Below are 23,264 nucleotides of genomic sequence, written 5' to 3' on the forward strand. Positions count from 1 at the left end.
CCCCAGGACGGGGACCGTTCGCTCCGCCGTCACGACGCCGTGTCCGGGGGTTCCCGGTGCCTCGGCGGTGCCCGCGCCCCGCCCCTCCGGAGTTATCCACAGAATCCACAGGCTTGTCCCCAGGTCGCCGTGATGCGGTCGAGATATCCGTGACGGGAAGTCGCTGCAACGGTCACGCCGCTCCCCCGTCCTGTGCCGCGTCGCTCACCGGCCCGCTCGGCCCGGCACCCTCCCGGACGACCCGGCGGTCGCCGACCCGGAACCGGGTGCCGTCCAGCTCACGCGGGACGTCCTCGGCGACGGCGGCCGTCACCAGTACCTGCTCGGCCCCCGAGACCAGCTCGGCCAGTGCACGCCTGCGCGCGGAGTCGAGCTCGGCGAACACGTCGTCGAGCACCAGGACCGGTTCGACGTCGTCGGCGTGCAACAGGCGATAGGACGCCAGCCGCAACGCCAGTGCGAACGCCCACGACTCGCCGTGGCTGGCGTATCCCTTCGCCGGCCCCTCGCCGAGCGCGAGCTCCAGTTCGTCGCGGTGCGGCCCCACGAGGCACACGCCGCGCTCGATCTCCTGACGCCGGACCTCGGCGAGGCGGGCGAGCAACAGGGCCTCCAGCTCCTCGGTCGACGACGGCAGGTCGACCACCCCGTCGGTGCCGAGACTGGACCGGTAGTCCAGCCCGATCGGGTCCGACGACGGCGCGATCCGGGCGAAGGCCTCCCGCGCGTACGGGGCGAGTGCGACGACCAGTTCCCGGCGACCGGCCAGCAGCGCGGCCCCGGTGCGGGCGAGATGACCGTCCCAGACCTCGAGCGTGGTCAGGTCGTCGGGCAGGTCCTCGGCCGGAGGTGCCTCGGGCCGCGGACGCGTTCTCCCGCGGGGCCCGGCGCGCAGTGCGGGCTTCGCCGACTTGAGCAGTGCGGAGCGCTGGCGGAGCACCTTGTCGTAGTCCGAGCGGACGCCTGCGTAGCGCGGGAACCGGGCGACCAGCAGCTCGTCGAGGAACCGGCGTCGTTCCGCGGGGTCGCCGCGGACCAGTGCGAGGTCCTCCGGCGCGAAGAGCACACTGCGCAGGATCCCGAGGACGTCACGCGGACGGGAGACCGGGGACCGGTTCACCCTGGCCCGGTTCTGCCTCCCGGAGTTGATCTCCAGCTCGACGCCGAGCTTGCGGCCGTGATGGTGTACCTCACCGCGGACGACGGCCTGCTCGGTGCCACGCCGGATCAGCGGTACGTCGGAGCTGACCCGGTGCGACCCGAGCGAGGCCAGGTATCCGACGCCCTCGACGAGGTTCGTCTTGCCCGCACCGTTCGACCCGACCAGCACGGTGACGCCGGGGTCGAGCTCCAGCTCGGCCTCCGGCCATGACCGGAAGTCGGTGACCGAGAACCGCCTGAGGTACACCGAGCGGTCAGCCTCCCGTCCCGGACGCCGGCCCCGCCTTGTCGCCCGGCGCCCCGGCCGGGCCGGACCTCTTCACGGCGTGCCCGCCGAACTGCTGACGCAGCGCGGCCACCGCCTTCATCGCCGGGGACTCGTCCTGCCGGGAGGAGAACCGGGCGAACAGGGCCGCCGAGATCACCGGCAGGGGGACGGCGTGGTCGATGGCCTCCTCGATCGTCCACCGGCCCTCACCGGAGTCGTCGACCCATGCCTCGAGCCCGTCCAGGTCGGGGTCGTCCTTCAGCGCGGCGACCAGCAGGTCCAGCAGCCAGGACCGGACCACGGTCCCGCGCGACCACGCCTGGACCACCCCGGGCACGTCGGTGATCAGCTCGCTGGCCTGCATGAGCTCGAAGCCCTCGGCGTAGGCCTGCATCAGCCCGTACTCGATGCCGTTGTGCACCATCTTGGCGAAATGGCCGGCGCCCACCGGGCCGGCGTGCGCGAAGCCCTCTTCCCGCGCACCCTCCGGCCGGAGCGCGTCGAAGACCGGCATCGCGCGGGTGATGTGCTCCTCCTCGCCACCGGCCATCAGGCCGTAACCGTTGTCCTTGCCCCAGATCCCGCCGGACACCCCGCAGTCCACGTATCCGATGCCGTGCTCGGCGAGCAGCGCGGCGTTCGGCTTGTCGTCGGTGTAACGAGAATTGCCGCCCTCGATGACCATGTCGCCGGACTCCAGCACGGTGGCCAGGGTGGCGATCGTGTTCCGGGTGGGCTCGCCCGAGGGCACCATGACCCACACCGTCCGCGGCGCCTCGAGCGCGGCCGCGAGATCGGGCAGCGAGCCGACGTCGCTCACCTCGGGCCGGGGGTCGAAACCGACGACCTCGTGGCCTGCGGCGCGCAGCCGCTCCCGCATGTTACCGCCCATGCGTCCGAGTCCGATCAGGCCGATCTGCACAGCGAATGCCCCCTCAGTCGGTGCCGCCGGCCGCGTTGCGGACCGGCGGCGTCGATCACGCCGGTGCCGAGTGTTCCCTCCCCGCCTCGACGCCGGCACGGCGGGGAGTCGGTGCCGCCGCCGGCGGTACTGCAGGTTCCGGCGGTACTGCTGCTCAGCCGGGCAGCCGGACCGGCATCAGCAGGTGCAGGTAGCCGGCCTTCTCCGGCGACGGTGCCTCCTCGGCGTCGTCGGTGGCGGGCTTGGGAACCGGCCGGACGAGAGCGGGCCGGTTCGGGGTGGTGAAGGTCAGCTGTGCGCGGTCGGTGTGCAACGCGCCGAGCGCGTCGAGCAGGTACCCCGGGTTGAACGCGATGGTCAGCGGGTTGCCGTCCAGTGCGCAGGGCAGCTCCTCCTCGGCGGAGCCGACATCGTCCCCTCCGGCGGCCAGGCGCAAACCGTCCTCGCCGAACTCGAGCCGGATCTGGGCGACCCGGTCGGCGACCAGCGACACCCGCTTGATCGCCTCGACCAGCAGTGCGACGTCCAGCTCGACGGCGGTGGTGTGCTCGGCCGGGATCAACTGACGGAAGCGGGGGAACTCGGCGTCGAGCAGTCGGCTGGTGGAGCGACGGCCGCCGCCGGTCAGGCCGAGCATGCCGTCACCGGCGGACAGCGAGATCTCGACGGTGCCGGAGCCCGCGAGCGTCTTGGCGACCTCGGCCAGGGTCTTCGCCGGGATGAGCACCGCCGTCGAGATCGACGCGTCCTCAGGCACCCACTCGAGCTCGCGGACGGCGAGCCGGAACCGGTCGGTGGCGGCCAGCGTGAGCTGGGGGCCCTCGATCTCGAGCCGGACGCCGGTCAGCATCGGCAGCGTGTCGTCCCGGCCGGACGCGACCGCCACCTGCGCGACCGCAGCGGCGAGCGCATCGGCGGCGACGGAGCCCGCCTTCTGCGGCATCTCCGGCAGCTGCGGGTAGTCCTCCACGGGCATGGTCGGCAGGCTGAACCGGCTGTTGCCGCAGTTGATCGTGGCGCGCGCACCGTCGACCACCAGGTCCACCGGTTTGGACGGCAACGCCCGGGTGATGTCGGCGAGCAACCGCCCGGACACCAGCACGCGCCCGGGCTCGCCGACGGTCGCGTCGAGCTCGACCCGGGCGGAGGTCTCGTAGTCGAATCCGGAGACCGTGAGCCGCTCGGCCGCCTCGCCGTCGGACTGGATGAGGACCCCGCCGAGGACCGGTACGGGCGGACGTGCCGGAAGGCTGCGCGCCACCCAGGCAGCTGCGTCCGCAAGGACGTCGCGTTCGACCCGGAACTTCATCAAGGACCTTCCCCGGTAGCGCCTCGGCTCGCTGCCCGTACGGGGCCTCGGGCCGCCGGCGGGACGGCGGTGCTGCGACGAGCCGGTGCCCTCCCCGCAGCGGCTGTGCGATGCCACCGGTAGGCGGCTGCTGCGAGATCGGGACCCGGGTTCGCCGGGACGCTCACGGTAGAGCCTTCCCCCGACAGTTTCCACGCCACCCCGCCGGTCACCGAGCCCGCGGCGGCGACGGGTCGTGCCGGTGGAGTGACCACGTCCGGGTCGGTCCACACGCCTCTTCTTGGGTAGTAGAGAAGAAGAAGAGAAGACCCGTCGTAGTAGTAAGTCCTGTGCACAGTGTGGATGGACGGCATCCGTGCTGGTCAGCAGGCCGCGTCGACTGGGGACGTGAGGGTGGGGGCACCCGTTGACAGGTCGCCGCGGCGGTGGACGGGTGGCCCGCTCCCCCAGCAGTCCCCGATCCATCCCGGGTTCCGGGGTGAGTTGTCCACGGATCGCGGCCCGTCCGTCCACGGGCCCGGCGCGGTCCATCCACAGAGTTGTCCCCAGATGTGGGTGGAAACGTGGTGGATCGTGGACCGAGGGTGATGGAGACCGCACGTCGAGCGGCACCGTTGCATTGCGTCGTGAACCCACATTCGCCTCACCTGTCACATTCCGGTCGACAGAGGGTGACGAGCCGGTCGGCGTGGATGATCACCTGCTCGGGTGGCGGTGCGCCGAGTGCCCTTTACCGGCCGACGAACGGAACCTGCGGGAGCGACACGCCGGGCCCGGCACGCCGAACCCGATCGGGATCGCCGTGCCGCCGGAGGCGGCCCCGGAGCGGACCGTCGCCGGGGTACCCGATCACGCCGGGGCGGCCGGGCCCGCGCCGTACGGCGTCGCTGGGGGCCGGTGACCGTGTGGGTGCGACGGAATCGGTCCCGGCGCGGCCGGTGACCGGCGCCACCGGGCCTGCGGGCCGGCCGCCGCGCTGTGGATCGACGGCCCGGACGGTGGACAACTCTTCTTCCGGCGCGGGTGGGGCGGGACGAGAGAACACAGTGCGGGTGGGGCGGGACGAGAGAGCACGGTGCGGGTGGGGCGGGACGAGAGAGCACGACGCCGGCGAGGTGAGTCGGGAGCGTCGGCGCGGCGCGGCCGCGTCCGACGGCCCGGCCTCGTGGGCGGGCGCTCCCGTCCGGCCGGCGCGGACGGGAGCGGCGCGGGGTCAGTGCCGGGCGCGCAGCTTGATCCGCGCGGTCAGCTCCTGCACCTGCTCGAAGGTCTTCCGCCGGAGCGAGATCTCGTTCCGGATCTTCTTGTCGGCGTGCATGACGGTCGTGTGGTCCCGGCCGCCGAAGGTCTGCCCGATCCGGGGCAGCGACAGGTCGGTCAGCTCACGGCAGAGGTACATGGCGATCTGCCGGGCCTGGGCGAGCGCCTTCGTCTTGCCGGGGCCGGAGAGGTCGTCGAGCGTCACGCTGAAGAACTCGGCGGTCACCGCCATGATCGTCGGTGCGGTGATCTCGGAGGCCGCCGAGTCCGGTATGAGGTCGCGCAGCACGATCTCGGCGAGCTGGGTGTCGACCGCCTGCCGGTTCAGCGAGGCGAAAGCGGTCACCCGGATCAGCGCCCCCTCGAGCTCGCGGATGTTGCGCTCGATCCGCTCGGCGATGAACTCCAGCACCTCGCCGGGGACGGCGAGCCGGTCCTGGGCGGCCTTCTTGCGCAGGATCGCGATCCGGGTCTCCAGCTCGGGCGGCTGGATGTCGGTGATCAGCCCCCACTCGAAGCGGGTGCGCATCCGGTCCTCGAGGGTCTCCAGGCGCTTCGGCGGCCGGTCGGAGGAGACGACGATCTGCTTGTTCGCGTTGTGGAGGGTGTTGAAGGTGTGGAAGAACTCCTCCTGCGTCCCCTCCTTGCCCTCCAGGAACTGGATGTCGTCGACCAGCAGCACATCGACGTCGCGGTAGCGGCGCTGGAACGCGACCTTGCGGTCGTCCCGCAGGGAGTTGATGAAGTCGTTGGTGAACTCCTCGGTACTGACGTACCGGACCCGCATCCCGGGGAACAACCGCTGGGCGTAGTGCCCGACGGCGTGCAACAGGTGGGTCTTGCCCAGCCCGGACTCGCCCCAGATGAACAGCGGGTTGTAGGCGCGCGCCGGCGCCTCCGAGACGGCCACCGCGGCCGCGTGGCTGAACCGGTTCGACGCGCCGATGACGAACGTGTCGAAGGTGTATCGCTCGTTGAGCCGGGTCTGCGAGCGCGGCGCGACCGGGTCGCCGGCCTGCGGCGCGGTGTAGGCGGGCCAGGCGGTGCCGCCGCCGGAGTCACGGGCCGGCGGGTCCGGCTGGGTGGCCTGCGGGGCCCAGCCACCGGGCGAGACCGGCGCCGGCTCGGCGGGGTACGAGCGGTCGGGCTCGGCGGCCTCGCCGGGGACCGGCTCGTCGATCTGCACGGAGCGGTCGTGCGCGGGCTGGGGCCGGGGGTCGTCCGACCGACCGGGGTGGGACTGACCGGCGTGCGAGGGGGCGGCATCGGCGTACGGGGGCCGGGGCTCGCCGAGCCGGGGGCCGTCGCCGTCGCCGGTGTCCCGGGCGCTGTCCCCGGCCGATCCGCTGCGTGCGAGGCCGAACCCCGGCGGGTCGGGCACCTCGGTGCCACCGGAGGCCGCGGAGGCGTCGACGACGACGGCGAGATTGACCGAGACCCCCAGATGCCTGCCCAGTGCGTCGCTGATCGGCCGGCGCAGGATGCGCTCGATCGCGTCCTTGGCGAACTCGGAGGGCGCGGCGAGCAGCGCCGTGCCGTCGAGCAACCCGAGTGGCCGGGTCAGCCGCAGGAAAGCGCGCTGCTGGGGGGACAGGGCGGGGGCGCCGGATTCCGCCGAGGAACCCGAGAGATCGGCGATGACCCGGTTCCAGACCCGGCCGAGATCGCCCGGCTGGTCGGTCATCCGCGGTTCCCCTTCCCGCTCGGCCGCCGTCGGCGGCTGCTCCCCCCGGACCAACCTGCCCTCTCCACCCTCGGACACTCCGCCCTCGGACACGTCCTCCGCGTCGGTACGCAGATGTATCCCCAGAGTTGTCCACACTTGTGTGTAAAGGTACGCAGCACGTCCCGCCCGGCTCGCGGCGGGGCCGCCGGACGGGTCGCGTGTGGGGCTCGCTCCTGGCACGGACGATCGTTACCCCCGCCGCGGAGCAGCGGGAAAGGGGACGCTACCAGCAGCGGCGCGCCCACCGTCCCCGGGGCGGACGCCCGAGGGGGTGGTTTGACCCCCTCGAAACGCGCTGCGTACCCTTGACTCTCGGACACTGGTCAGGACGTGCATGCCGCCCGTCCACCGACGCGCCTCGTTCGCACGCGAGGAGCGTGGCGACCGGTGGCCCACGAACCAGTGCCAGTGACCGTAGAGATCATCGGCGTCGCAGGGCGCCTGCGAGCCGCCGACCAGGAGAGCCGACCGTGAGCAAGCGTACTTTCCAGCCGAACAACCGCCGCCGGGCCAAGACGCACGGTTTCCGGCTGCGCATGCGCACCCGTGCCGGCCGCGCGATCCTCGCCGCGCGCCGCCGCAAGGGGCGCACCAACGTCTCGGCCTGACGGCCGGCGCCCCGACCGGCCAGCGCCGTGTTGCCGGCACACGCCCGGCTCACCCGCCGGCCAGACTTCGCCTCGACGATCCGGAACGGCCGACGTGCCGGACGCTCGAGGCTCGTGGTGCATCTCGACCCGACCCGCCCCGGCGACGTGCCCGAGCACGTCTCGCCGCGGGCGGGTTTCGTCGTGAGCAAGGCGGTCGGCAACGCGGTCGTCCGGCACCGGGTGACCCGGCGCCTGCGGCACCTGGTGGCCGACCGGCTGAGCGCGCTCCCGCCCGGTTCGGCACTCGTCGTACGGGCCCTGCCGCCGGCCGCCACCGCCACCTCCGCCGAGCTCGGTGCGGACCTGGACTCGGCACTGCGGGCGGCGAGCCGCCCGCGACGGCCGAGGTCCGCACCGGACGGCGCCCGGACCGCGCCCACGGCGCATCCGTAGCCGAGGAGGACGTGGTGAGCGAGGAACGCGACGCCGCCCCCCGGGCCGGCCCCGGCGCCCGGGCGGCGATGGCGGCGGTCCGCTGGTACCAGGTCTGGATCTCACCGAACCTGTTGCCGAGCTGCCGCTTCCACCCCAGCTGCAGCGCCTACGCCGTCGACGCGCTCGGGACCCACGGCCTCGTCCGCGGCCTCGGGCTCACCGTGTGGCGGCTGCTGCGCTGTGGCCCGTGGCACCCTGGCGGGTGGGACCCGGTGCCACCCCGCCGGCCGCGCGGAGCGCCGCGGGCCGGCGACCCCGGCCGGGCGTCCACCGATCCGTCCTGAACCGAAGGCCTCCAGACGGCGCGGCCCGCCGCACAGCGTGCCCGACCCGAGACCCCGAGGAGCAACACACCCGTGCTGGACTTCATCTACTACCCCGTCAGCTTCATCATGTGGGTCTGGCACAAGGTGTTCGGCTTCGTGCTGGGCGACGACAGCGGCACCGCGTGGGCGCTGTCGGTGGTCTTCCTCGTCTTCACCCTGCGGCTGATCCTCTACAAGCCGTTCGTCAGCCAGGTCCGCTCCATGCGCAAGATGCAGGAGATGGCGCCGGAGATGCAGAAGCTCCGGAAGAAGTACGCCAACGACCGGCAGAAGCTCGCCACGGAGATGCAGAAGCTCCAGCAGCAGAACGGCGCCAACCCGATCATGGGCTGCCTGCCGATCCTGGTGCAGATCCCGGTGTTCATCGGCCTGTTCCACGTGCTGCGCGAGTTCAAGCCGGGCAAGACCGAGAACTACGTGTTCAACGCCGAGGAGAACGCGTCGTTCGTCGACTCGGACTTCTTCGGCTCCAAGCTCGGCGCCGCGATCTGGCCGCTGCAGAACACCTCCTCGGTCGCCGAGCTCGGCGGCAACCTGGTCTCCCAGTGGGTCGTGATGATCCCGCTGATGATCATGGCTGGTGTCTTCACGCACATCACGGCGCGGCACTCGGTCGCGCGCCAGCAGGCACAGATCGCCGCCGGCACGGTCGCGGCGAACCCGCAGGCCGAGATCATGCAGAAGCTGATGCTCTACGTGTTCCCGATCGGTGTCGTCGTCGGTGCGCCCTTCCTGCCGCTCGCGGTCCTCTTCTACTGGGTCGCGAACAACCTCTGGACGCTCGGTCAGCAGTGGGTCGTGTACAAGCGGATCGACGCCGAGGAAGCGGAGAAGGAGCAGAAGGCCACCGAGTCGGCGAAGGCCCTCGCGCCGCGTCCCGGTCAGAAGCCGGTCCGCAAGGGCGAGAAGGGCACCGCGAAGGACGTTCGTGCGATCGCCGATGAGCCGCTGGACTCCGACGCGGCCAAGGGCACGGACGGTGCTTCCGCCCAGGGCGGGACGTCGAACACCCCAAACGGGTCGGCAGGGCACGGTTCGGCCGCCAACGGATCGGGCAACCGCACGAACGGCGCCGCGAAGAACGGTGCCGGGGCAGGCGGCAAGAAGCCCGGGGCGAAACCCGTGCAGCGGCGCCAGGGAACGAAGTCCAAGCGCGGCAAGCGCCGCTGACCCCCCAGCCGCGGCGCCCGACGGCCCCGGCGGACCCCACCGCCGCGCGGGCCCGACGCCGCGAACCTGCTTACCCCAGCGAGAGGAGATCCCGTGTCCACCACTGCTCAGGACGGCGGCGTCCAGGACAAGCCGTCCGGTGACGACCTGCTGATCCAGGAGGGCGACGTCGCAGGTGACTACCTGGAGCGTCTGCTCGACATCCTGGACTACGACGGTGACATCGATCTCGACGTGGACGGTGGCCGGGCCATCGTCAGCATCGAGGGCAGCGAGGGCGACACCGACCTGGAGAAGTTGGTCGGCGACAAGGGTGCGGTGCTGGAGAGCCTCCAGGAGCTCGCCCGGCTCGCGGTGCAGCAACAGCTCGGCAGCCGCAGCCGGTTGATGCTCGACGTGGCCGGCTGGCGCAAGCGCCGCCGCGACGAGCTCACCGATCTGGGACTGGAGACCGCCCGGGAGGTCAAGCAGTCGGGGCAGTCGGTCCGGCTCCGCCCCATGACCCCGTTCGAGCGCAAGGTCGTCCACGACGCGGTCGCGACGGTGAAGGGCGTCATCAGCGAGAGCGAGGGCGAGGAGCCGCGCCGGCAGGTCGTCGTCCACGCGAAGTGAGCGTCGACGGGGTGGCGACCCCGGACGTCGCCGCGGCGGTGTTCGGTGGGCGGCTGCCGTCAGCGGTCCGCTACGTCGATCACCTGGCGACGTCCGGGATCGAGCGCGGTCTGATCGGACCGCGCGAGCGGGACCGGCTGTGGGACCGGCACGTGCTCAACTGCGCGGTGCTCGCAGAGGTGGTACCGCCGGACGCGAAGGTCGTCGACGTCGGCTCCGGTGCGGGCCTGCCCGGGATACCGTTGGCGCTGGCCCGCCCGGACCTGCGGATCGTGCTCGTGGAGCCGCTGGCCCGCCGGGTCGACTGGCTGGACGAGGTGATCTCGGACCTCGGGCTCGACGTCGCCGTCGAGCGCGGGCGTGCCGAGGAGCCCTCCGTTCTGCGACGATGGGAGGGCGCCGACGTGGTCACCGCCCGGGCGGTCGGGCCGCTGGCCAGGCTCGCGGGGCTGTGCCTTCCGCTGCTGCGGACCGGTGGTGCGATGCTGGTGCTGAAGGGTGCCTCCGCCCCGGAGGAGATCGCGCGCGACGTGGACGCGGTCCGGGCACTGGGGGGCGGCGACGCCCGGATCCACGAGTGCGGTGCCGGTGTCGTCGATCCGCTGACCACGGTGGTCGAGATTCCGCGTATCGGCGCGCCCCGCCGCAACCGGAGGAAACAACGGCGATGATGAGCAGGACACCGTTCTCGGCTGTTCCACGTGAAACATCACCAGGGGAATCGACGGAGAGAGGGCTGCGCGTGAGTCTCGGTTGGACCCCCATCGCGGACGAGGCCGAACGTGCCGCCCGCGTGCTGCATCCCGATCGGCACAGCATGCCCCGGCCGGCCGAGAGACGTGTCCTGACCGTCGCCAACCAGAAGGGTGGCGTCGGCAAGACGACCAGCACCGTGAACCTGGCCGCCGCGCTGGCGATGCACGGGATCCGGGTCCTGGTGATCGACCTCGACCCGCAGGGCAACGCGAGTACGGCGCTCGGCGTCGAGCACCGCACCGGGACCCCCTCGGTGTACGAGCTGATGCTCGGCGAGATCTCCCTCGAGGAGGCCGCGGTGACCAGCACCGCGTCGCCGAACCTGCTCTGTGTCCCGGCGACCATCGACCTGGCCGGCGCCGAGATCGAGCTGGTCAGCATGGTGGCCCGGGAGTCGCGACTGTCCCAGGCGCTGGCCGACGAGCACCTCGACGCACTCGACGTCGACTACGTGCTGATCGACTGCCCGCCCTCGCTCGGCCTGCTGACGGTGAACGCGCTCGTCGCGGCGTCCGAGGTGCTCATCCCGATCCAGTGCGAGTACTACGCGCTGGAAGGGCTGGGGCAGCTGCTCAGCAACATCGACCTGGTCCGGTCGCACCTCAACACGGCGTTGCACGTCTCGACCATCCTCCTGACCATGTACGACGGCCGGACGAAGCTGGCCGACCAGGTCACCTCCGAGGTGCGCCAACACTTCGGCCCGACGGCGCTGCGGACCGTCATCCCGCGCAGTGTGAAGGTGTCCGAGGCGCCCGGCTACAGCCAGACCGTGCTGGAGTACGACCCCGGTTCGCGGGGCGCGATGAGCTATGTCGACGCCGCCCGCGAGATCGCCGAACACGGTGCATCCGGCGCCTACCGTTCGGGCGGGCGCTGAGATGGCCGAACGCAAGGGTGGCCTCGGGCGTGGCCTGGCGGCGCTGATCCCCACCGCACCGGTCGAGGACGGCCCCGGGCCGGGACGCGGATCGGTGGCCCCGATGCACCGGCCGGACCGGCCGGTACGCCGGGACGGTCACGAACCGGAGACAGCGGTCGTCGACGGTGGAGCGGAGTACCGGGAGATCCCGCTGAAGCGGATCGTCCCGAACCCGAAGCAGCCCCGGACCCAGTTCGACGAGGAGCAGCTCGCCGAACTGGAGCACTCGATCCGCGAGTTCGGCCTGTTGCAACCGATCGTCGTCCGCCGGTCCGGCCCCGACTTCGAACTGATCATGGGCGAGCGGCGCTGGCGCGCCGCGCAGCGGGCGGGCCTGGAGACGCTGCCCGCGATCGTCCGGCACACCGGCGACGACGTGATGCTGCGCGACGCGCTGCTGGAGAACATCCACCGCGTGCAGCTCAACCCGCTCGAGGAGGCGGCCGCCTACGAGCAGCTCCTCGCCGAGTTCGGGGTCACCCACGGCGAGCTCGCCGACCGGCTCGGCCGCAGCCGCCCGGTGGTCACCAACATGATCCGTCTGCTGAAGCTCCCGGTGTCTGTGCAGCGGCGGGTGGCGGCCGGTGTGCTGTCGGCCGGGCATGCCCGCGCCCTGCTCGGCCTGGAGGACGCCGGCCGGCAGGAGGAGCTCGCGAGCCGGATCGTCGCGGAGGGCATGTCGGTCCGCGCGACCGAGGAGGCCGTCGTGCTGGCCCGGCAGGAGGGGCCGGCACGTGAACCGCGCCCCCGCAGGCAGGGTGTGCAGCGGCCCGAGTTCACCGACATGGCCGATCGGCTCTCCGACACCTTCGACACCCGGGTGAAGGTCGAGATGGGTCAGCGGAAGGGCCGGATCGTCGTCGAGTTCGGTTCGGTGGAGGACCTGGAACGGATCACCGGAATGATGGGTCTGCGGGACAAGGGTTGAGTCGCCTCCCCCGCGCCCGGCAGCGGGGATCTGAGGGCGCCCCAGATCGGCCGCTGGGCGCCCGGCACCGGGGAGGCCGCAGGAATCCCCCGGCAGGGCGCCGGGGGCGGACAGGGGCGGACTGAGCCGTTGTTCCGGGCGGTGGGGCGCTGATCCCATCGGCGCCACGGTCGGGGTCGGCGGATGCCGGCCGTCTGGCGGGCAACCGGGCGGTCAGGTCGGTGCGCGGGGGCACGGTCGGCCCGAACACCGACGGACTACGGGGTGCGTGGCCGAGGCGTGTCCGGGTACAGCGCTCGGTGGTCGTGCGCGGATGGCAGAGGCGGGGCGCCGGCAGAGGTCGCTCGCGCCTTTCATGATCCCTGTCTTGGGAGTGCCGGCGCGCCTTCAGAGGTCCGGCACTCCCAAGACAGGGATCATGGTGTGCGCTCCGGGCGGGCGCCACGGCGTTGCTGTTCCCGAGGCACCTGGCGTCCCCCTCCCCCGGGTCGTGCGTGCTCATCCCGGACGGGTGCGCGCGATCCTGGGCCTGGGTGCGTAGGCCGGAGGTCGCCGGCGGAGCGGGCCGGACCTCGTCCGCTCAGTGGCTCGGGTCGCGCACCTGTCGGGCGGCGAGACGTCGGTCGCCTCGGCTGCGCGGGGTGGGTGTCCTGACGGCCCCTCGGGGTGCTGGGTCTCCGCTCCGGCAGTCCGGGCTCGGCCTCCGTGGGGCGGGCTTCGCCTCGGCTTCGGGGGTCCGTCCTGGCGTCCCCCGATCCCGCCCCGGCGCGCCGATTCCGGTGCCGCACCCGGGCTACCCGTGCGCGGCCCTCGCCTCCCGCGGCTCCGGGGTCAGCCCGGTGGGCCCGTCGACCGGTGGTCACAGCGCGAACCTCGGCTGCCTGCGCACGTGCCGTGTCTGCGCCGGCCCGACGCGCCTGCGGACCGCACCGACACGGACCGGTGATCGGTCCGGTCCGCCGAGAACTCACCGGTAAGGGACGGGGGGCGCGGCGCCGCCCGACTCCGGCCTACCCGAGTACCGGCAGGGGTCGCGCTCCCCTGCCTCCCCTGGTCCCGGCGTCGACGGATGCACGATCGACGTCCGGACCGCCCGCTGCTCCCCGGCCCTGGCCCGACAGATCGCAGCTCGGTCCGGAATCCGACCATCCTGCACGAGTTCCGGCGGCGCGCGGGGTTTCACGTGAAACCGGCGCGCCCACATCCACCGGTTTCACGTGGAACATCTCAGCCCGGGCGGGACGCGGCGCGCTCGACGAGTGCGCGGTAGACCGTCGCGAGGTCCGAGTCAGCCGCCGTGACCGCGGTCGGGAGCAACGACGTGTCGGTCAGGCCGGGTGACACGTTCATCTCCAGCACGTGCACGCGCCCCTCGTCGTCGACGATCGCGTCGGTGCGCGAGAGGTCCCGCATGCCGAGCAGGCGATGCGCGGTCAACGCGGTGTCGGCGAGGGTCGCCAGGACCTCGTCGGGCAACCGCGCCGGACAGTGGAAGGTCGCCGCCCCTGGCGTGTAGCGGCACGTGTAGTCGTAGAAGCCGGACGGGACCTCGACCTCGACGGCAGGCAGTGCCCGTGGCTCGGCTCCGTCGTGCACGACCGAGATCGCGACCTCGGTCCCACTCACGTAGCGCTCGGCGAGCACGGTGTCGGCGTAGGCGAACGAGCTCACCATCGCGGCCGGCAGTTCGGCAGCCTCCCGCACCACCTGAACGCCGAGCGCGGAGCCGCCCTGGTCCGGCTTGAGGACGAGTGGGAGCCCGAGCCGTTCGACGATCGCGGCCAGCACGCCCTGGGCGCCGAGCTCCCGGAACGTGGAATGTGGAAGCGCGACCCAGTCCGGCGTCGTCAGCCCGGCACGCACCAGCTCGGCCTTCACGCTCGGCTTGTCCCACGCCCGTCGACACGCACCGGACGGCGTACCCACGAACGGGATGTGCAGCAGCTCCAGGATCTGCTGGACGGCTCCGTTCTCCCCTTCACCGCCGTGCAGTGCCACGACGACGACATCGGGACGTTCCTCGGTCAGGCGACCCAGCAGGGCGCCGTCGACGTCCCACTCGCGCACGTCCATGCCGTTCGCCCGCAGCGCGCCGGCGAGCCTGCGGCCGGATCGCAGGGACACCTCGCGCTCGTGGGACAGGCCTCCGGCCAGCACGGCCACCGTTCGATCGCTCACCCGGGCATTCTGCTGCATGGCCCGGAGACGGGAACGCCCCGGACCACCGGCCCGGGGCGTTTCACGTGAAACCGCGATCAGGTCGTGTCGGGGGCAGGGTTGTCCGAGCCGCGCTTGAGCTCCGGACGGTCCGGAGTGCCGAAGGTCCGCACCACGTCGAGCTCCGCCTCCAGCACCGCCGCCAGGCGGCGGACGCCCTCGGTGATCCGCTCCGGCGTGGGGTAGCAGAAGGACAGTCGCAGCTGACGGCTGCCGAAACCGTCCGCGTAGAAACCGGTCCCGGACGCGTAGGCGACCCGCGCCGTCACCGCGCGCGGCAGCATCGCCTTCGTGTCGACGCCCGCCGGGACGGTGAGCCAGACGAAGAAGCCGCCGTCCGGCACGGTCCAGCTGCAGCCTTCCGGAAGGTAGGTCTCGAGCGCAGCGATCATCGCGTCCCGCCGCTCCCGGTAGTTCTCGCTGAACGTCTTGATCTGGCTGCGCCAGTCGTGGTGCGACAGGTACCGGGACACGAGCATCTGGGTGAAGCTCGGCGGGCACAGGGTCGCCGACTCCGCGGCGAGGACGAGCCGGTCCCGGACCAGCGGTGGCACGAGCGCCCAGCCGACCCGTAGGCCGGAGGCGAACGTCTTCGAGAACGATCCGAGGTAGATCACGTCCGGGTCGAACGATCGCAGCGCAGGATGCACCTGCCCGGTGAAGCCGAGCATCCCGTACGGGTTGTCCTCGATCACCATCACGCCGTAGCGGCGGCACAGGTCCAGGATCTGCGGCCGCCGCTCGTGGGCGAGGGTCACGCCGGCCGGGTTGTGGAAGTTCGGGATCGTGTACAGGAACTTCGGTGTGGTCCCCTCTCGCGACAACGACTCCAGCGCCTCGTGCAACCGTGCCGGGACGAGCCCGTGCTCGTCCATCGCGACGTGCACGACCCGCGCCTGGTAGGCGGCGAAGCTGCCCAGGGCGCCGACGTAGGAGGGCCCTTCAGCCAGGACGACGTCGCCCGGATCGATGAAGATCCGGGTCAGCAGGTCGAGAGCCATCTGCGAGCCGACGGTCACCACGACGTCGTTCGGATCGCCCTCGATCCCCTCCTCCCGCATGACCTCGCAGATCTGCTCGCGCAGCTGCGGCACGCCCTGCGCCGAGCCGTACTGCAGCGCGGTCATCCCGTCGACGTCGACCAGCTCGGCGACCTCGGAGGCGAGGGACTGCAGGGGCAGCGCAGCCAGATTCGGCATGCCGCCGGCCAGCGACACGACCTCGGGCCGGCTCGCGACCGCGAACAGCGCACGGATCTCCGAGGCCGTCATCCCGGCGGTGCGTTGCGCGAAACGCTCGGTGGGTGGGAGCAACACCGGGCTCTCCCCTGCCGCTGCGGCCGCCGCCGCTGCCGCGGTGCGGCGGGCGTCGGGCTGCTGCGGGTGATCGGGCGAGGGCATCGAGGTGCTCCCCTTCGACGAGACGAAATGGTCGTCCGAGTGTAACCGCGACGGGTGACGGCCCTGCCCTTCGTCGTCACGAAGGGACCGGTGGGCCTTTCCGGGGTGACGGTGGCACTGAAATCCGCTTACCCTCGGGGTAGGCGGATCGCCGGATCCATTGCGGGGGCCGGGTACAGCGACGGGGGCTGTTGCGCCGGTTCGGGGGGATGATCTCCGGGGCCGATCGTTCCGCGGATGTGCGCGAGTCCCGCGCGACGACGACAGGCGGAGGTTCGATCCGTGTCCTGGCATGTGGCCGCGCTCAACCTGGACAACCTGGTTGATCTTCCTAAACGCTGCCGAAATTGTGTCTACTGGGAACTCTCCCCCAAACTCGCCGAGCAGGCCGACGGTTACGGCACCACCGATCTGGAGAAGGAGGCCTGGCTGTCCGAGATCCTCCTGGAGTGGGGGTCGTGCGGCCGGGTCGTTTATGTCGGGGGTGTCCCCGCCGGTTACGTGTTGTTCGCGCCGCCTGCCTCGGTGCCCCGCGCCGCCGAGATGCCCACCGGTCCGGTCAGCGCGGATGCGGTGCTGCTCACCACGATGCAGGTCCTACCGGAGTTCTCCGGTGAGGGACTGGGCCGGGCACTCGCCCAGGCCGTCGTCAAGGAGCTGGTCCGCCGCGGCGTCCGCGCCGTCGAGGCGTTCGGTGACGCCCGCCCCGGCACCGAGGCGGACTGCGTCGTGCCGGCCGACTTCCTCCGCTCGGTCGGGTTCAAGACGGTCCGTCCGCACCACCGCTGGCCGCGCCTGCGGATGGAGCTCCGATCCGGGATCGAATGGAAGTCCGATGTCGAGGCCGCCCTTGAACAGCTGTTCAACACGGTGACGATCCCGATGCAGACTCCGGCACCGATCGCGACCAAGACGCCTGTTCGCGCCGGGCAGTGTCGGGTACCGGATCAGTCATGACAGACGTCAGCGGCGATCTCAGGGCTTCCTGAGATCGCCGCTGATCGACTTTCGGTTCCCTCCCGGTGTCACGGGCCCGCGAACCCGGGAATGCGTCTAAACGGCCCTGATCTGGTCTCTGCCGTACTCGCGAGCCAGCACATCGTTGAAGGTGAAGGTGCCGGTGGGCTGATCGTCCTGCCCGAGCAGATAGAGCCGCTTCACGGCGACCAGGATGCCCTCGGCCACGACATCCCGGAATCCGGGATCGAGCAGCTTGCGACGGTCCCCCGGATGCGTCAGGTAACCCGTCTCGACCCGGACGGCGGGCATCCGGGTCCGGCGGACCAGCTCCCAGGTGCAGGTCTGGCTCCGGCAGTCGAGCATCGAGGTCCGGGTGAGCAGCTCACGCTGGATCAACCCGGCGAGCGCCTCCCCCACGTTCGACGTGGTGCCGGAGCCGTTGCCGAAGTAGTAGGTAGCCAGTCCCTGGGCCTTCGGGCTGAAGCTCGCGTCGGTGTGCAGCGAGACGACGAGATCGGCACCGACCTCGTTGGCGAACTCCGCGCGCTCGGCGTCCGGCGGGTTGCCGTTCTCCGGGCGGGAGAGCAGCGCCTCCATACCGGTCGCGGACATCCGCCCCACGAGTCGGTGGGCGAGATCCCACATGAGGTCGGCCTCGGTCACGCCTGCGACCTCGACGCCGCGGTCGTCCCCCCCGTGCCCAGGATCGATCACGATGCGCTTGCCACGCATGCGGGGCCCGGCGCGGCGCAGCAGCTCCTGCTCGCGAAGCAGGTGCGGCCGGCCCCCGGTGACCTTGCGGCCCAGCTGGCGCAGCGCCCGCAGCGTCTCCGGGCCGCACACACCGTCCGGGACCATCCCGTAGTCGCGCTGGAAGCGCATCAGCGCCTGCTCGGTCTGCTGGTCGAACAGACCACTCGGGCGGCCCGGGTTGTATCCGAGCTCCAGCAGACGTTCCTGCAGCGTCGCGACGTCGTCACCGGTGGTCGGCGTGGAGAGGGTGAAGGAGAGCATCCGGTCGCCCAGCGTCCAACCGGCCTCGCGCAGGGCGCGAGCGGTGTCCGGGCCGACGATGCCGTCGGTGATCAAGCCGCGCCCCTGCTGGAACACCCGCACGGCGTGGTCCACGGCATCGTCGAACTGATGCCGGGACGCGTGGTCCGCCGGTGGATCGGGCAGCAGACCGAGCTGCTGCAGCGTTACCCGGACCTCGTGAACAGCAGGACCGGAGTCCCCGCGCCGGAGCAGCTGCATGCACCCCTCGCTCGCAGTCGATGGCGCCGTGCGGCGCCCGTTGTTCGGTTGGTCGCACCCGGTGACCCGGGCGACGGCCGACGACCATTGTGCCCTGCCCGGGCCGCGGGGTAGTGCAGCGGGGCGTACACGGGCGTGTCCCGGTTGTGATCAACCGGGACACGCAGCGTGATATCGATGTGCTAGAAGCACATGGGCGATCGTCAGAGGTGGTCGGAGAGATCCGCGAGCAGTGCCGCCTTAGGCTTCGCACCCACGATCTGCTTCACCGGCTTGCCGCCGCTGAACAGGATCATCGTCGGGACCGACATGACCTGGTAGTCGCGGGCGACCTCCGGGTTGGCGTCGATGTCGAGCTTGGCGACGGTCAGCTTCTCGGAGTGCTCGCCGGCGATCTCGTCGAGCACCGGGGCCACCATCTTGCACGGACCGCACCAGGTCGCCCAGAAGTCGACCAGGACGGCCTTGTCGCTCTTGAGGACGTCCTGGTCGAACGAACTGGTGGTGACGTCGATCGTGTTGGCCATGGTTTCTCCTTCGGTCGGAACAGGTCGGGGTGGTCGGTGGGGTCGATCGTGCCGGGCGTCAGTGCGCTGCCCGGGCGACCTCCTCGGCAGGCGCATCGCCGTAACCGCCGCCGGCCAGCTCCGGCGAGACGGGGCGCCCGGCCAGCCAGCGCTCGGCGTCGATGGCGGCGGAGCAGCCGGACCCGGCCGCAGTGACGGCCTGCCGGTACGTGTGGTCCACCAGGTCACCACAGGCGAAGACGCCGGGCACGTCGGTGTAGGTGGAGCGGGCGAGGACCTTCACATAGCCCTCGTCGTCGAGCGGGACCTGCCCGCGGACCAGGTCGCTGCGCGGGTCGTGCCCGATCGCGACGAACATGCCGGTCACGTCGAGCGCGTCGCTCTCACCGGTCACCGTGTCGCGCAGCTTCAGCTGCTTCACCGAGCCGTCCCCGACCACCTCGGTGACCTCGGCGTTGGTGCGCCAGCGCATCTTCGGGTCGTTCCGGGCACGCTCGAGCATGATCTTCGACGCCCGGAACTCGTCGCGCCGGTGGACGACGGTGACGGTCTCGGCGAACCGGCTGAGGAAGGTGGCCTCCTCCATGGCGGAGTCGCCGCCGCCGATCACCGCGATGTTCTGGTCCCGGAAGAAGAACCCGTCACAGGTGGCGCAGGAGCTGACGCCGCGGCCGAGCAACTCCTGCTCACCGGGGACGTGCAGGTAACGCGGTGCGGCGCCCATCGCCAGGATGACGGCTCGGGCGCGGAAGGTCTCCCTCCCGACCCGGACCTCCTTGATCTCACCCGCGAGCGAGACCTCGTCGACGTCCTGGGCGCGCAGGTCGGCGCCGAAGCGCTGTGCCTGGCCACGCATCTGCTCCATGAGCTCGGGGCCCATGATCCCGTCGGTGAAGCCGGGGTAGTTCTCGACCTCGGTGGTCGTCATCAGCGCGCCGCCGAACTGGCTGCCCTCGAAGACGAGCGGCGCCAGCTGGGCCCGTGCGGCATACACCGCGGCGGTGTAACCGGCCGGGCCGGAGCCGATGATGATCAGATTGTGCACGGTGTCGTGGGTGGTCACCGGTACCGATCCCTCCTGGCGCTCCCCGTCCGGGGCGCGCGATGACGGGGCTCGCGGGGTCCGCCCCGCGTCGTAGCTCTCTGTTCTCTCGAACCAGATCCTAGACAGGAGCATTCCCGGTGCTCCGAGAGCGAACCGGGGCACGGATGCCCGGTCGGGTCAGGGCGCGCTGCCCTCCAGGAGTACCCGGCCGGTTCCCGGCCCGCAGTCCGGCGGGACGACGAGCAACCGCAGCCGGCCGAGCTCGGCCGTGCCCAGCACGAGCAGGACGCCCGGCTGCCCGGCGACCGGGTACGGCCGGGTGGCGAGCAGCGGGGCATCGGGATCCGCGGCGCCGGCGGCGATCAGGCAGGCCTGTACCCGGGCCGGATCGGCGAAGGGACCGTCCGGCAGCCCTGCCCCCGGCGCGGCGTTGCGGAGCGCCTCCGGGGTGTCGGCGGCGACCGGCCGGGGGCCCTCGGCCGGCCGGTCGCCACCCGGCCGGAACACGCCCGGCACGATCGCGAGAGCGGCGATCGCGGCGGCTGCACCGGCTGCGGCGAGCAGACGGACGGGGCGGCGCGATGCCGCGGACGCCCACGGGCCGGTCCGTGATCCGGTCGGCGTCGTCGGCCCGGCCCCTGCCCGAGGCCGTGTCCTCCACCCGGTCCCGCGCCCGGTCGCCTGCCGGGTCCTCGGGCCGGCCCCTCGCCCGGGTCTCGGCTCGGCAGGTGCCCGTGTGTGCGACCGGAGGGCCCCGGACGGTGGTCCGGAGAGTTCGGAGAGTTCGGAACGCAGGCGTGCACGGATCCGGTCGGCGACCTCGTCGGGCATCGGCACCGGCCGGAGGGCGTCCTCGAGCCGGCCCCGGGCGGCCGCATCCCGTTTATCGTCAGAGTCACGAGTGTAAGCGGCCCAGCTGGCTGTTTCCCCAGTTGAACCTGGGTTCTCGTCAGATCGACGATCAGACGGAAAGGTGTTCTCGTCAGAATGCCGAGAAAAATTCCGGGGTGCGTTCATCGGTCCCCCTCGTGCAGGCTCCCGAGCTGCGCGGCCAGTCGCGCCCGGCCGCGTGCGCACCGGCTCTTCACCGTCCCACCGGCGACACCGGTGATCTCCGCAACCTCGGCGACCGGGTAGCCGAGCCCGTCCACCAGCACCACCGCCACCCGCTGCTCGGTGGGCAGCATCGCGAGCGCCTCGTCGAGCGTCAGCCTGGTCACGAGCGGGCCGGCCGGATCCCGGACCACCGGTGGCCCGGCGTCGCCCCCGCCCCGGCCGTGATCGTGGGGCCGGGTTCGGTCGCGGCGACGGGCACCCAGCCGGATGCGGTCGATGCAGCCGTTCACCAGAATCCGGTGCAGCCAGGTCCCGGGCGCGGCCTCGCCCCGGAATCGCGGCGAGCGCAGAGCCGAGAGGAACGCCTCCTGCACCGCGTCCTCCGCCTCGGCCGGGTCGCCCAGGATGCGCAGTGCCACCGACCAGAGCCGGTCGGCATGTGCCCGGAACACCTCGTCGAGATCGGGCCCGGCGGGCCGCGGGGACCGGTCGACGGTGGTCACCGGGGCACGGTAGGTCCGGTCGGGGGGCGACCACCGGTGTCCGGGCGGAACGGTTCGCAGCAGCGAACGCCGGGCCGACGGGGCCTACTGAACGGCTCGCTCGAAGGAGATCTCGCCGATCTCGCTCTGGTTGCCCGGGCCGAGCGAGGTGATCCACAGCAGGACGTGACCGGTCGGTTCGGCGTCGTCCAGCGACACGACCGTCTCCCCCTCCTGCAAGGTGACCGTGTCGACGAGGTCGGTCTGCCCGAGCGTCGCGTCCGCGGACGGCGCCGTGCGGACCTCGACCACGGTTCCCGGGCTCGCCGACTCGATCGTCAACCGGCTCACCGGCTCCGGCGAGCCGAACGAGGCCATGATCCCGATGCCGGGCTTGAGCGCGGGGAACTGCTGGAAGTACCGGCTGGTGCTCCACGACGTCGCCGGGTCGCCGTCGACCACCCGGCCCACGGAGCCGGCGTTGTCCCCGTCCCCGACCGGGTCGAAGACCTGGACCGTGACGTCGCCCACCGGCGCGGAGAGGGCGGCCGGCTGCGGCTGCACCGGCGCGGACGCCGCCGGCGGTATGACGACCGGCGGCGTACCCGAGCCGCCGAACAGTGCACCCACCTGGATCCCCAGGTAACCGAGCACGACCAGCACGCCGACCGCCAGCACGGCCAGGCCGACCCGTAGGTTCCGGCGGCGCTGCGGATCGTCGCGGGTGTCGGCGAGCCGGTCGGAGTCCTGCCAGACATCGTCCGGATCGGACGGCGCTCCGTCGTGCACCGGCGGGAAGAACGCCTGGTCGGCGTGCTCGGCGACGACATCGGCCAGCATCCGGTGCATCGCGGCCGCGGTGTGCACCCGGCCGAGCCCGCCTTCACCGGCCTGACCGAGCGCCCCCATGCAGAGCGTGTCGAGTTCCACCGGGACGCCCGGACGCAGCTGTGCGGGCGAGCGCAGCCGGCCCGTCGGCGTCCGCTCCGCGGCGACCAGCCCGGCCCGGGCCGCGTCGGCGACCGACAGCGGCCACCGGCGGGTGAGCAGCGTGTACAGCAGCCCGCCGAGACCGCGCACGTCGTCGGCGGCCGACACGGACGGGCGGGGAAGCAGGAAAGCGAGGATCGCGCGGCCGTCCGGAGTGATCCGGATCCGCTGCGGATGGTCGCAGCCGAGCACCAGGCCCTGCTGGTGGGCCTGGGTCGCGGCGGCCGCGAGCGTCTCGACGGCCTTGGCGGCGCGCGGGGCCCGCAGCGGCCCCTCGGCGACGGTCTCCGCCAGCGACCTGCCCGGCACCCACTCGGCCACGGCGGCGCCCAGCACGTCGGCGGGGAGGCCGTGTGTCCCCGGGGCCAGCACGTCGAGCAGCCGGGCGCTCCCCGGGTGCTCGAAGCAGCCCGACCGCAGTGCGCGGACGATCATCTCACCGGCCCGCGCCGAGCCCTCCGGGTCGTCCGAACGGTCGTCGGCGGGCAACCTGCGGAGCAGGGTGACGGCAACCGGACGGCGCAGCACGGTGTCCTCGGCGCGCCAGAACTCGGCACCGGCGGACGGGTCCGATCCGGTGCGCTGGCGCAGCACGTAGCGGTCGGTGAGGGGCGATCCCGCGGCGGTGCCGACCGCGTCGCGGGCCGGGTGGACCCGCTCGGCCGGCCGGGTCTGCGCGGGAACCCGGGCGGTGGCCTGCGTGTCGGCCCCGCTGGGCAGATCGGGTTCACCGGGGGTGACGGCGGTGGCCGGCTCGGCGGCATCCACCGGATCGAGCGAGGGATGCCGGTCCGCGGCCGGGGTCGCCGTCCGGGCAGCGCGCTCGTCGATCTGCCCGTTCAACGGCTTCGCCTCCCCCTGGCGCGCTGGTGTCTCGTCCGCCCTCAG

The 23,264-nt window shown here is 72.2% G+C and carries 21 protein-coding genes; 9 read left to right on the forward strand and 12 right to left on the reverse strand.

All coding sequences use genetic code 11. From position 1 onward, the window contains the following. Nucleotides 1–172 precede the first annotated feature (172 nt). The 4 genes from recF to dnaA form a co-directional block, all read right to left on the reverse strand. Entirely contained in the window at nucleotides 173–1,408 is a 1,236-nt protein-coding gene (gene recF / locus AB0J24_RS12950; RefSeq protein ID WP_358679881.1) for a DNA replication/repair protein RecF, read from the reverse strand. A 7-nt stretch (nucleotides 1,409–1,415) separates the two neighbouring features. After that, nucleotides 1,416–2,450: a phosphogluconate dehydrogenase (NAD(+)-dependent, decarboxylating) gene (gnd, locus tag AB0J24_RS12955; RefSeq protein ID WP_358679884.1), complete on the reverse strand. Its 1,035-nt coding sequence runs from the start codon at nucleotides 2,448–2,450 to the stop codon at nucleotides 1,416–1,418. Nucleotides 2,451–2,505: 55 nt separating this feature from the next. Continuing rightward, complete coding sequence (dnaN, locus tag AB0J24_RS12960; RefSeq protein WP_358679887.1) at nucleotides 2,506–3,660, reverse strand: DNA polymerase III subunit beta; 1,155 nt, start codon at nucleotides 3,658–3,660, stop codon at nucleotides 2,506–2,508. A gap of 1,213 nt (nucleotides 3,661–4,873) precedes the next feature. After that, nucleotides 4,874–6,604, reverse strand: a complete 1,731-nt coding sequence (gene dnaA, locus AB0J24_RS12965) for a chromosomal replication initiator protein DnaA (RefSeq protein ID WP_358679890.1) — start codon at nucleotides 6,602–6,604, stop codon at nucleotides 4,874–4,876. A gap of 512 nt (nucleotides 6,605–7,116) precedes the next feature. Between dnaA and rpmH the strand changes: the two genes are divergently transcribed. The 8 genes from rpmH (at nucleotide 7,117) to AB0J24_RS13005 (ending at nucleotide 12,445) form a co-directional block, all read left to right on the forward strand. Continuing rightward, nucleotides 7,117–7,254 carry a 50S ribosomal protein L34 gene (gene rpmH, locus AB0J24_RS12970; RefSeq protein ID WP_085915072.1) on the forward strand — a complete coding sequence of 46 codons (138 nt, stop codon included), beginning with the start codon at nucleotides 7,117–7,119 and terminating at the stop codon, nucleotides 7,252–7,254. 27 nt (nucleotides 7,255–7,281) lie between these two features. Beyond that, complete coding sequence (gene rnpA / locus AB0J24_RS12975; RefSeq protein ID WP_358679893.1) at nucleotides 7,282–7,689, forward strand: ribonuclease P protein component; 408 nt, start codon at nucleotides 7,282–7,284, stop codon at nucleotides 7,687–7,689. A 68-nt stretch (nucleotides 7,690–7,757) separates the two neighbouring features. Continuing rightward, nucleotides 7,758–8,015: a membrane protein insertion efficiency factor YidD gene (yidD, locus tag AB0J24_RS12980; RefSeq protein ID WP_358680020.1), complete on the forward strand. Its 258-nt coding sequence runs from the start codon at nucleotides 7,758–7,760 to the stop codon at nucleotides 8,013–8,015. Nucleotides 8,016–8,087: 72 nt separating this feature from the next. Continuing rightward, the gene (gene yidC / locus AB0J24_RS12985) at nucleotides 8,088–9,227 is read left to right on the forward strand and encodes a membrane protein insertase YidC (protein WP_358679896.1); all 1,140 of its coding nucleotides are present in this window, start codon (nucleotides 8,088–8,090) and stop codon (nucleotides 9,225–9,227) included. Nucleotides 9,228–9,320: 93 nt separating this feature from the next. Further along, the gene (locus AB0J24_RS12990) at nucleotides 9,321–9,839 is read left to right on the forward strand and encodes a R3H domain-containing nucleic acid-binding protein (RefSeq protein WP_358679898.1); all 519 of its coding nucleotides are present in this window, start codon (nucleotides 9,321–9,323) and stop codon (nucleotides 9,837–9,839) included. An 11-nt stretch (nucleotides 9,840–9,850) separates the two neighbouring features. Beyond that, entirely contained in the window at nucleotides 9,851–10,510 is a 660-nt protein-coding gene (gene rsmG, locus AB0J24_RS12995; RefSeq protein ID WP_358679901.1) for a 16S rRNA (guanine(527)-N(7))-methyltransferase RsmG, read from the forward strand. Between the two features lie 71 nt (nucleotides 10,511–10,581). Next, on the forward strand, nucleotides 10,582–11,475 hold the full coding sequence (locus tag AB0J24_RS13000; RefSeq protein WP_358679904.1) for a ParA family protein: 894 nt from the start codon (nucleotides 10,582–10,584) through the stop codon (nucleotides 11,473–11,475). Nucleotide 11,476: 1 nt separating this feature from the next. Continuing rightward, on the forward strand, nucleotides 11,477–12,445 hold the full coding sequence (locus tag AB0J24_RS13005) for a ParB/RepB/Spo0J family partition protein (protein ID WP_358679907.1): 969 nt from the start codon (nucleotides 11,477–11,479) through the stop codon (nucleotides 12,443–12,445). Nucleotides 12,446–13,672: 1,227 nt separating this feature from the next. Here AB0J24_RS13005 and AB0J24_RS13010 read toward each other — a convergent pair. Beyond that, nucleotides 13,673–14,623, reverse strand: coding sequence for a D-alanine--D-alanine ligase (locus AB0J24_RS13010; RefSeq protein WP_358679910.1), 951 nt, complete (start codon nucleotides 14,621–14,623; stop codon nucleotides 13,673–13,675). A gap of 77 nt (nucleotides 14,624–14,700) precedes the next feature. Continuing rightward, nucleotides 14,701–16,062 (reverse strand): PLP-dependent aminotransferase family protein, encoded by a 1,362-nt coding sequence (locus AB0J24_RS13015; protein WP_358679912.1) that lies wholly within the window; start codon nucleotides 16,060–16,062, stop codon nucleotides 14,701–14,703. Between the two features lie 282 nt (nucleotides 16,063–16,344). Between AB0J24_RS13015 and AB0J24_RS13020 the strand changes: the two genes are divergently transcribed. Then, nucleotides 16,345–17,019: a GNAT family N-acetyltransferase gene (locus tag AB0J24_RS13020; RefSeq protein WP_358679915.1), complete on the forward strand. Its 675-nt coding sequence runs from the start codon at nucleotides 16,345–16,347 to the stop codon at nucleotides 17,017–17,019. Between the two features lie 96 nt (nucleotides 17,020–17,115). Here the strand turns inward: AB0J24_RS13020 and AB0J24_RS13025 are convergent, their stop codons facing one another. The 6 genes from AB0J24_RS13025 to AB0J24_RS13050 all read right to left on the reverse strand — a co-directional run bounded on the left by AB0J24_RS13025 (nucleotide 17,116) and on the right by AB0J24_RS13050 (nucleotide 23,219). After that, nucleotides 17,116–18,276, reverse strand: a complete 1,161-nt coding sequence (locus AB0J24_RS13025; RefSeq protein ID WP_358679917.1) for an N-acetylmuramoyl-L-alanine amidase — start codon at nucleotides 18,274–18,276, stop codon at nucleotides 17,116–17,118. 203 nt (nucleotides 18,277–18,479) lie between these two features. Then, nucleotides 18,480–18,803, reverse strand: a complete 324-nt coding sequence (gene trxA / locus AB0J24_RS13030; RefSeq protein ID WP_358679920.1) for a thioredoxin — start codon at nucleotides 18,801–18,803, stop codon at nucleotides 18,480–18,482. 58 nt (nucleotides 18,804–18,861) lie between these two features. Then, the gene (trxB, locus tag AB0J24_RS13035; RefSeq protein WP_358679923.1) at nucleotides 18,862–19,866 is read right to left on the reverse strand and encodes a thioredoxin-disulfide reductase; all 1,005 of its coding nucleotides are present in this window, start codon (nucleotides 19,864–19,866) and stop codon (nucleotides 18,862–18,864) included. A 159-nt stretch (nucleotides 19,867–20,025) separates the two neighbouring features. Next, a complete protein-coding gene (locus AB0J24_RS13040) occupies nucleotides 20,026–20,355 on the reverse strand; it encodes a hypothetical protein (RefSeq protein WP_358679926.1) in 330 nt (109 codons plus the stop codon). Between the two features lie 506 nt (nucleotides 20,356–20,861). Then, entirely contained in the window at nucleotides 20,862–21,407 is a 546-nt protein-coding gene (locus AB0J24_RS13045) for a sigma-70 family RNA polymerase sigma factor (RefSeq protein WP_358679929.1), read from the reverse strand. 84 nt (nucleotides 21,408–21,491) lie between these two features. Further along, the gene (locus tag AB0J24_RS13050; protein WP_358679932.1) at nucleotides 21,492–23,219 is read right to left on the reverse strand and encodes a protein kinase family protein; all 1,728 of its coding nucleotides are present in this window, start codon (nucleotides 23,217–23,219) and stop codon (nucleotides 21,492–21,494) included. Nucleotides 23,220–23,264 lie beyond the last annotated feature (45 nt).

It is taken from the genome of Pseudonocardia sp. NPDC049635 (assembly GCF_040659795.1).
In the GTDB taxonomy this organism is placed as follows: domain Bacteria; phylum Actinomycetota; class Actinomycetes; order Mycobacteriales; family Pseudonocardiaceae; genus Pseudonocardia.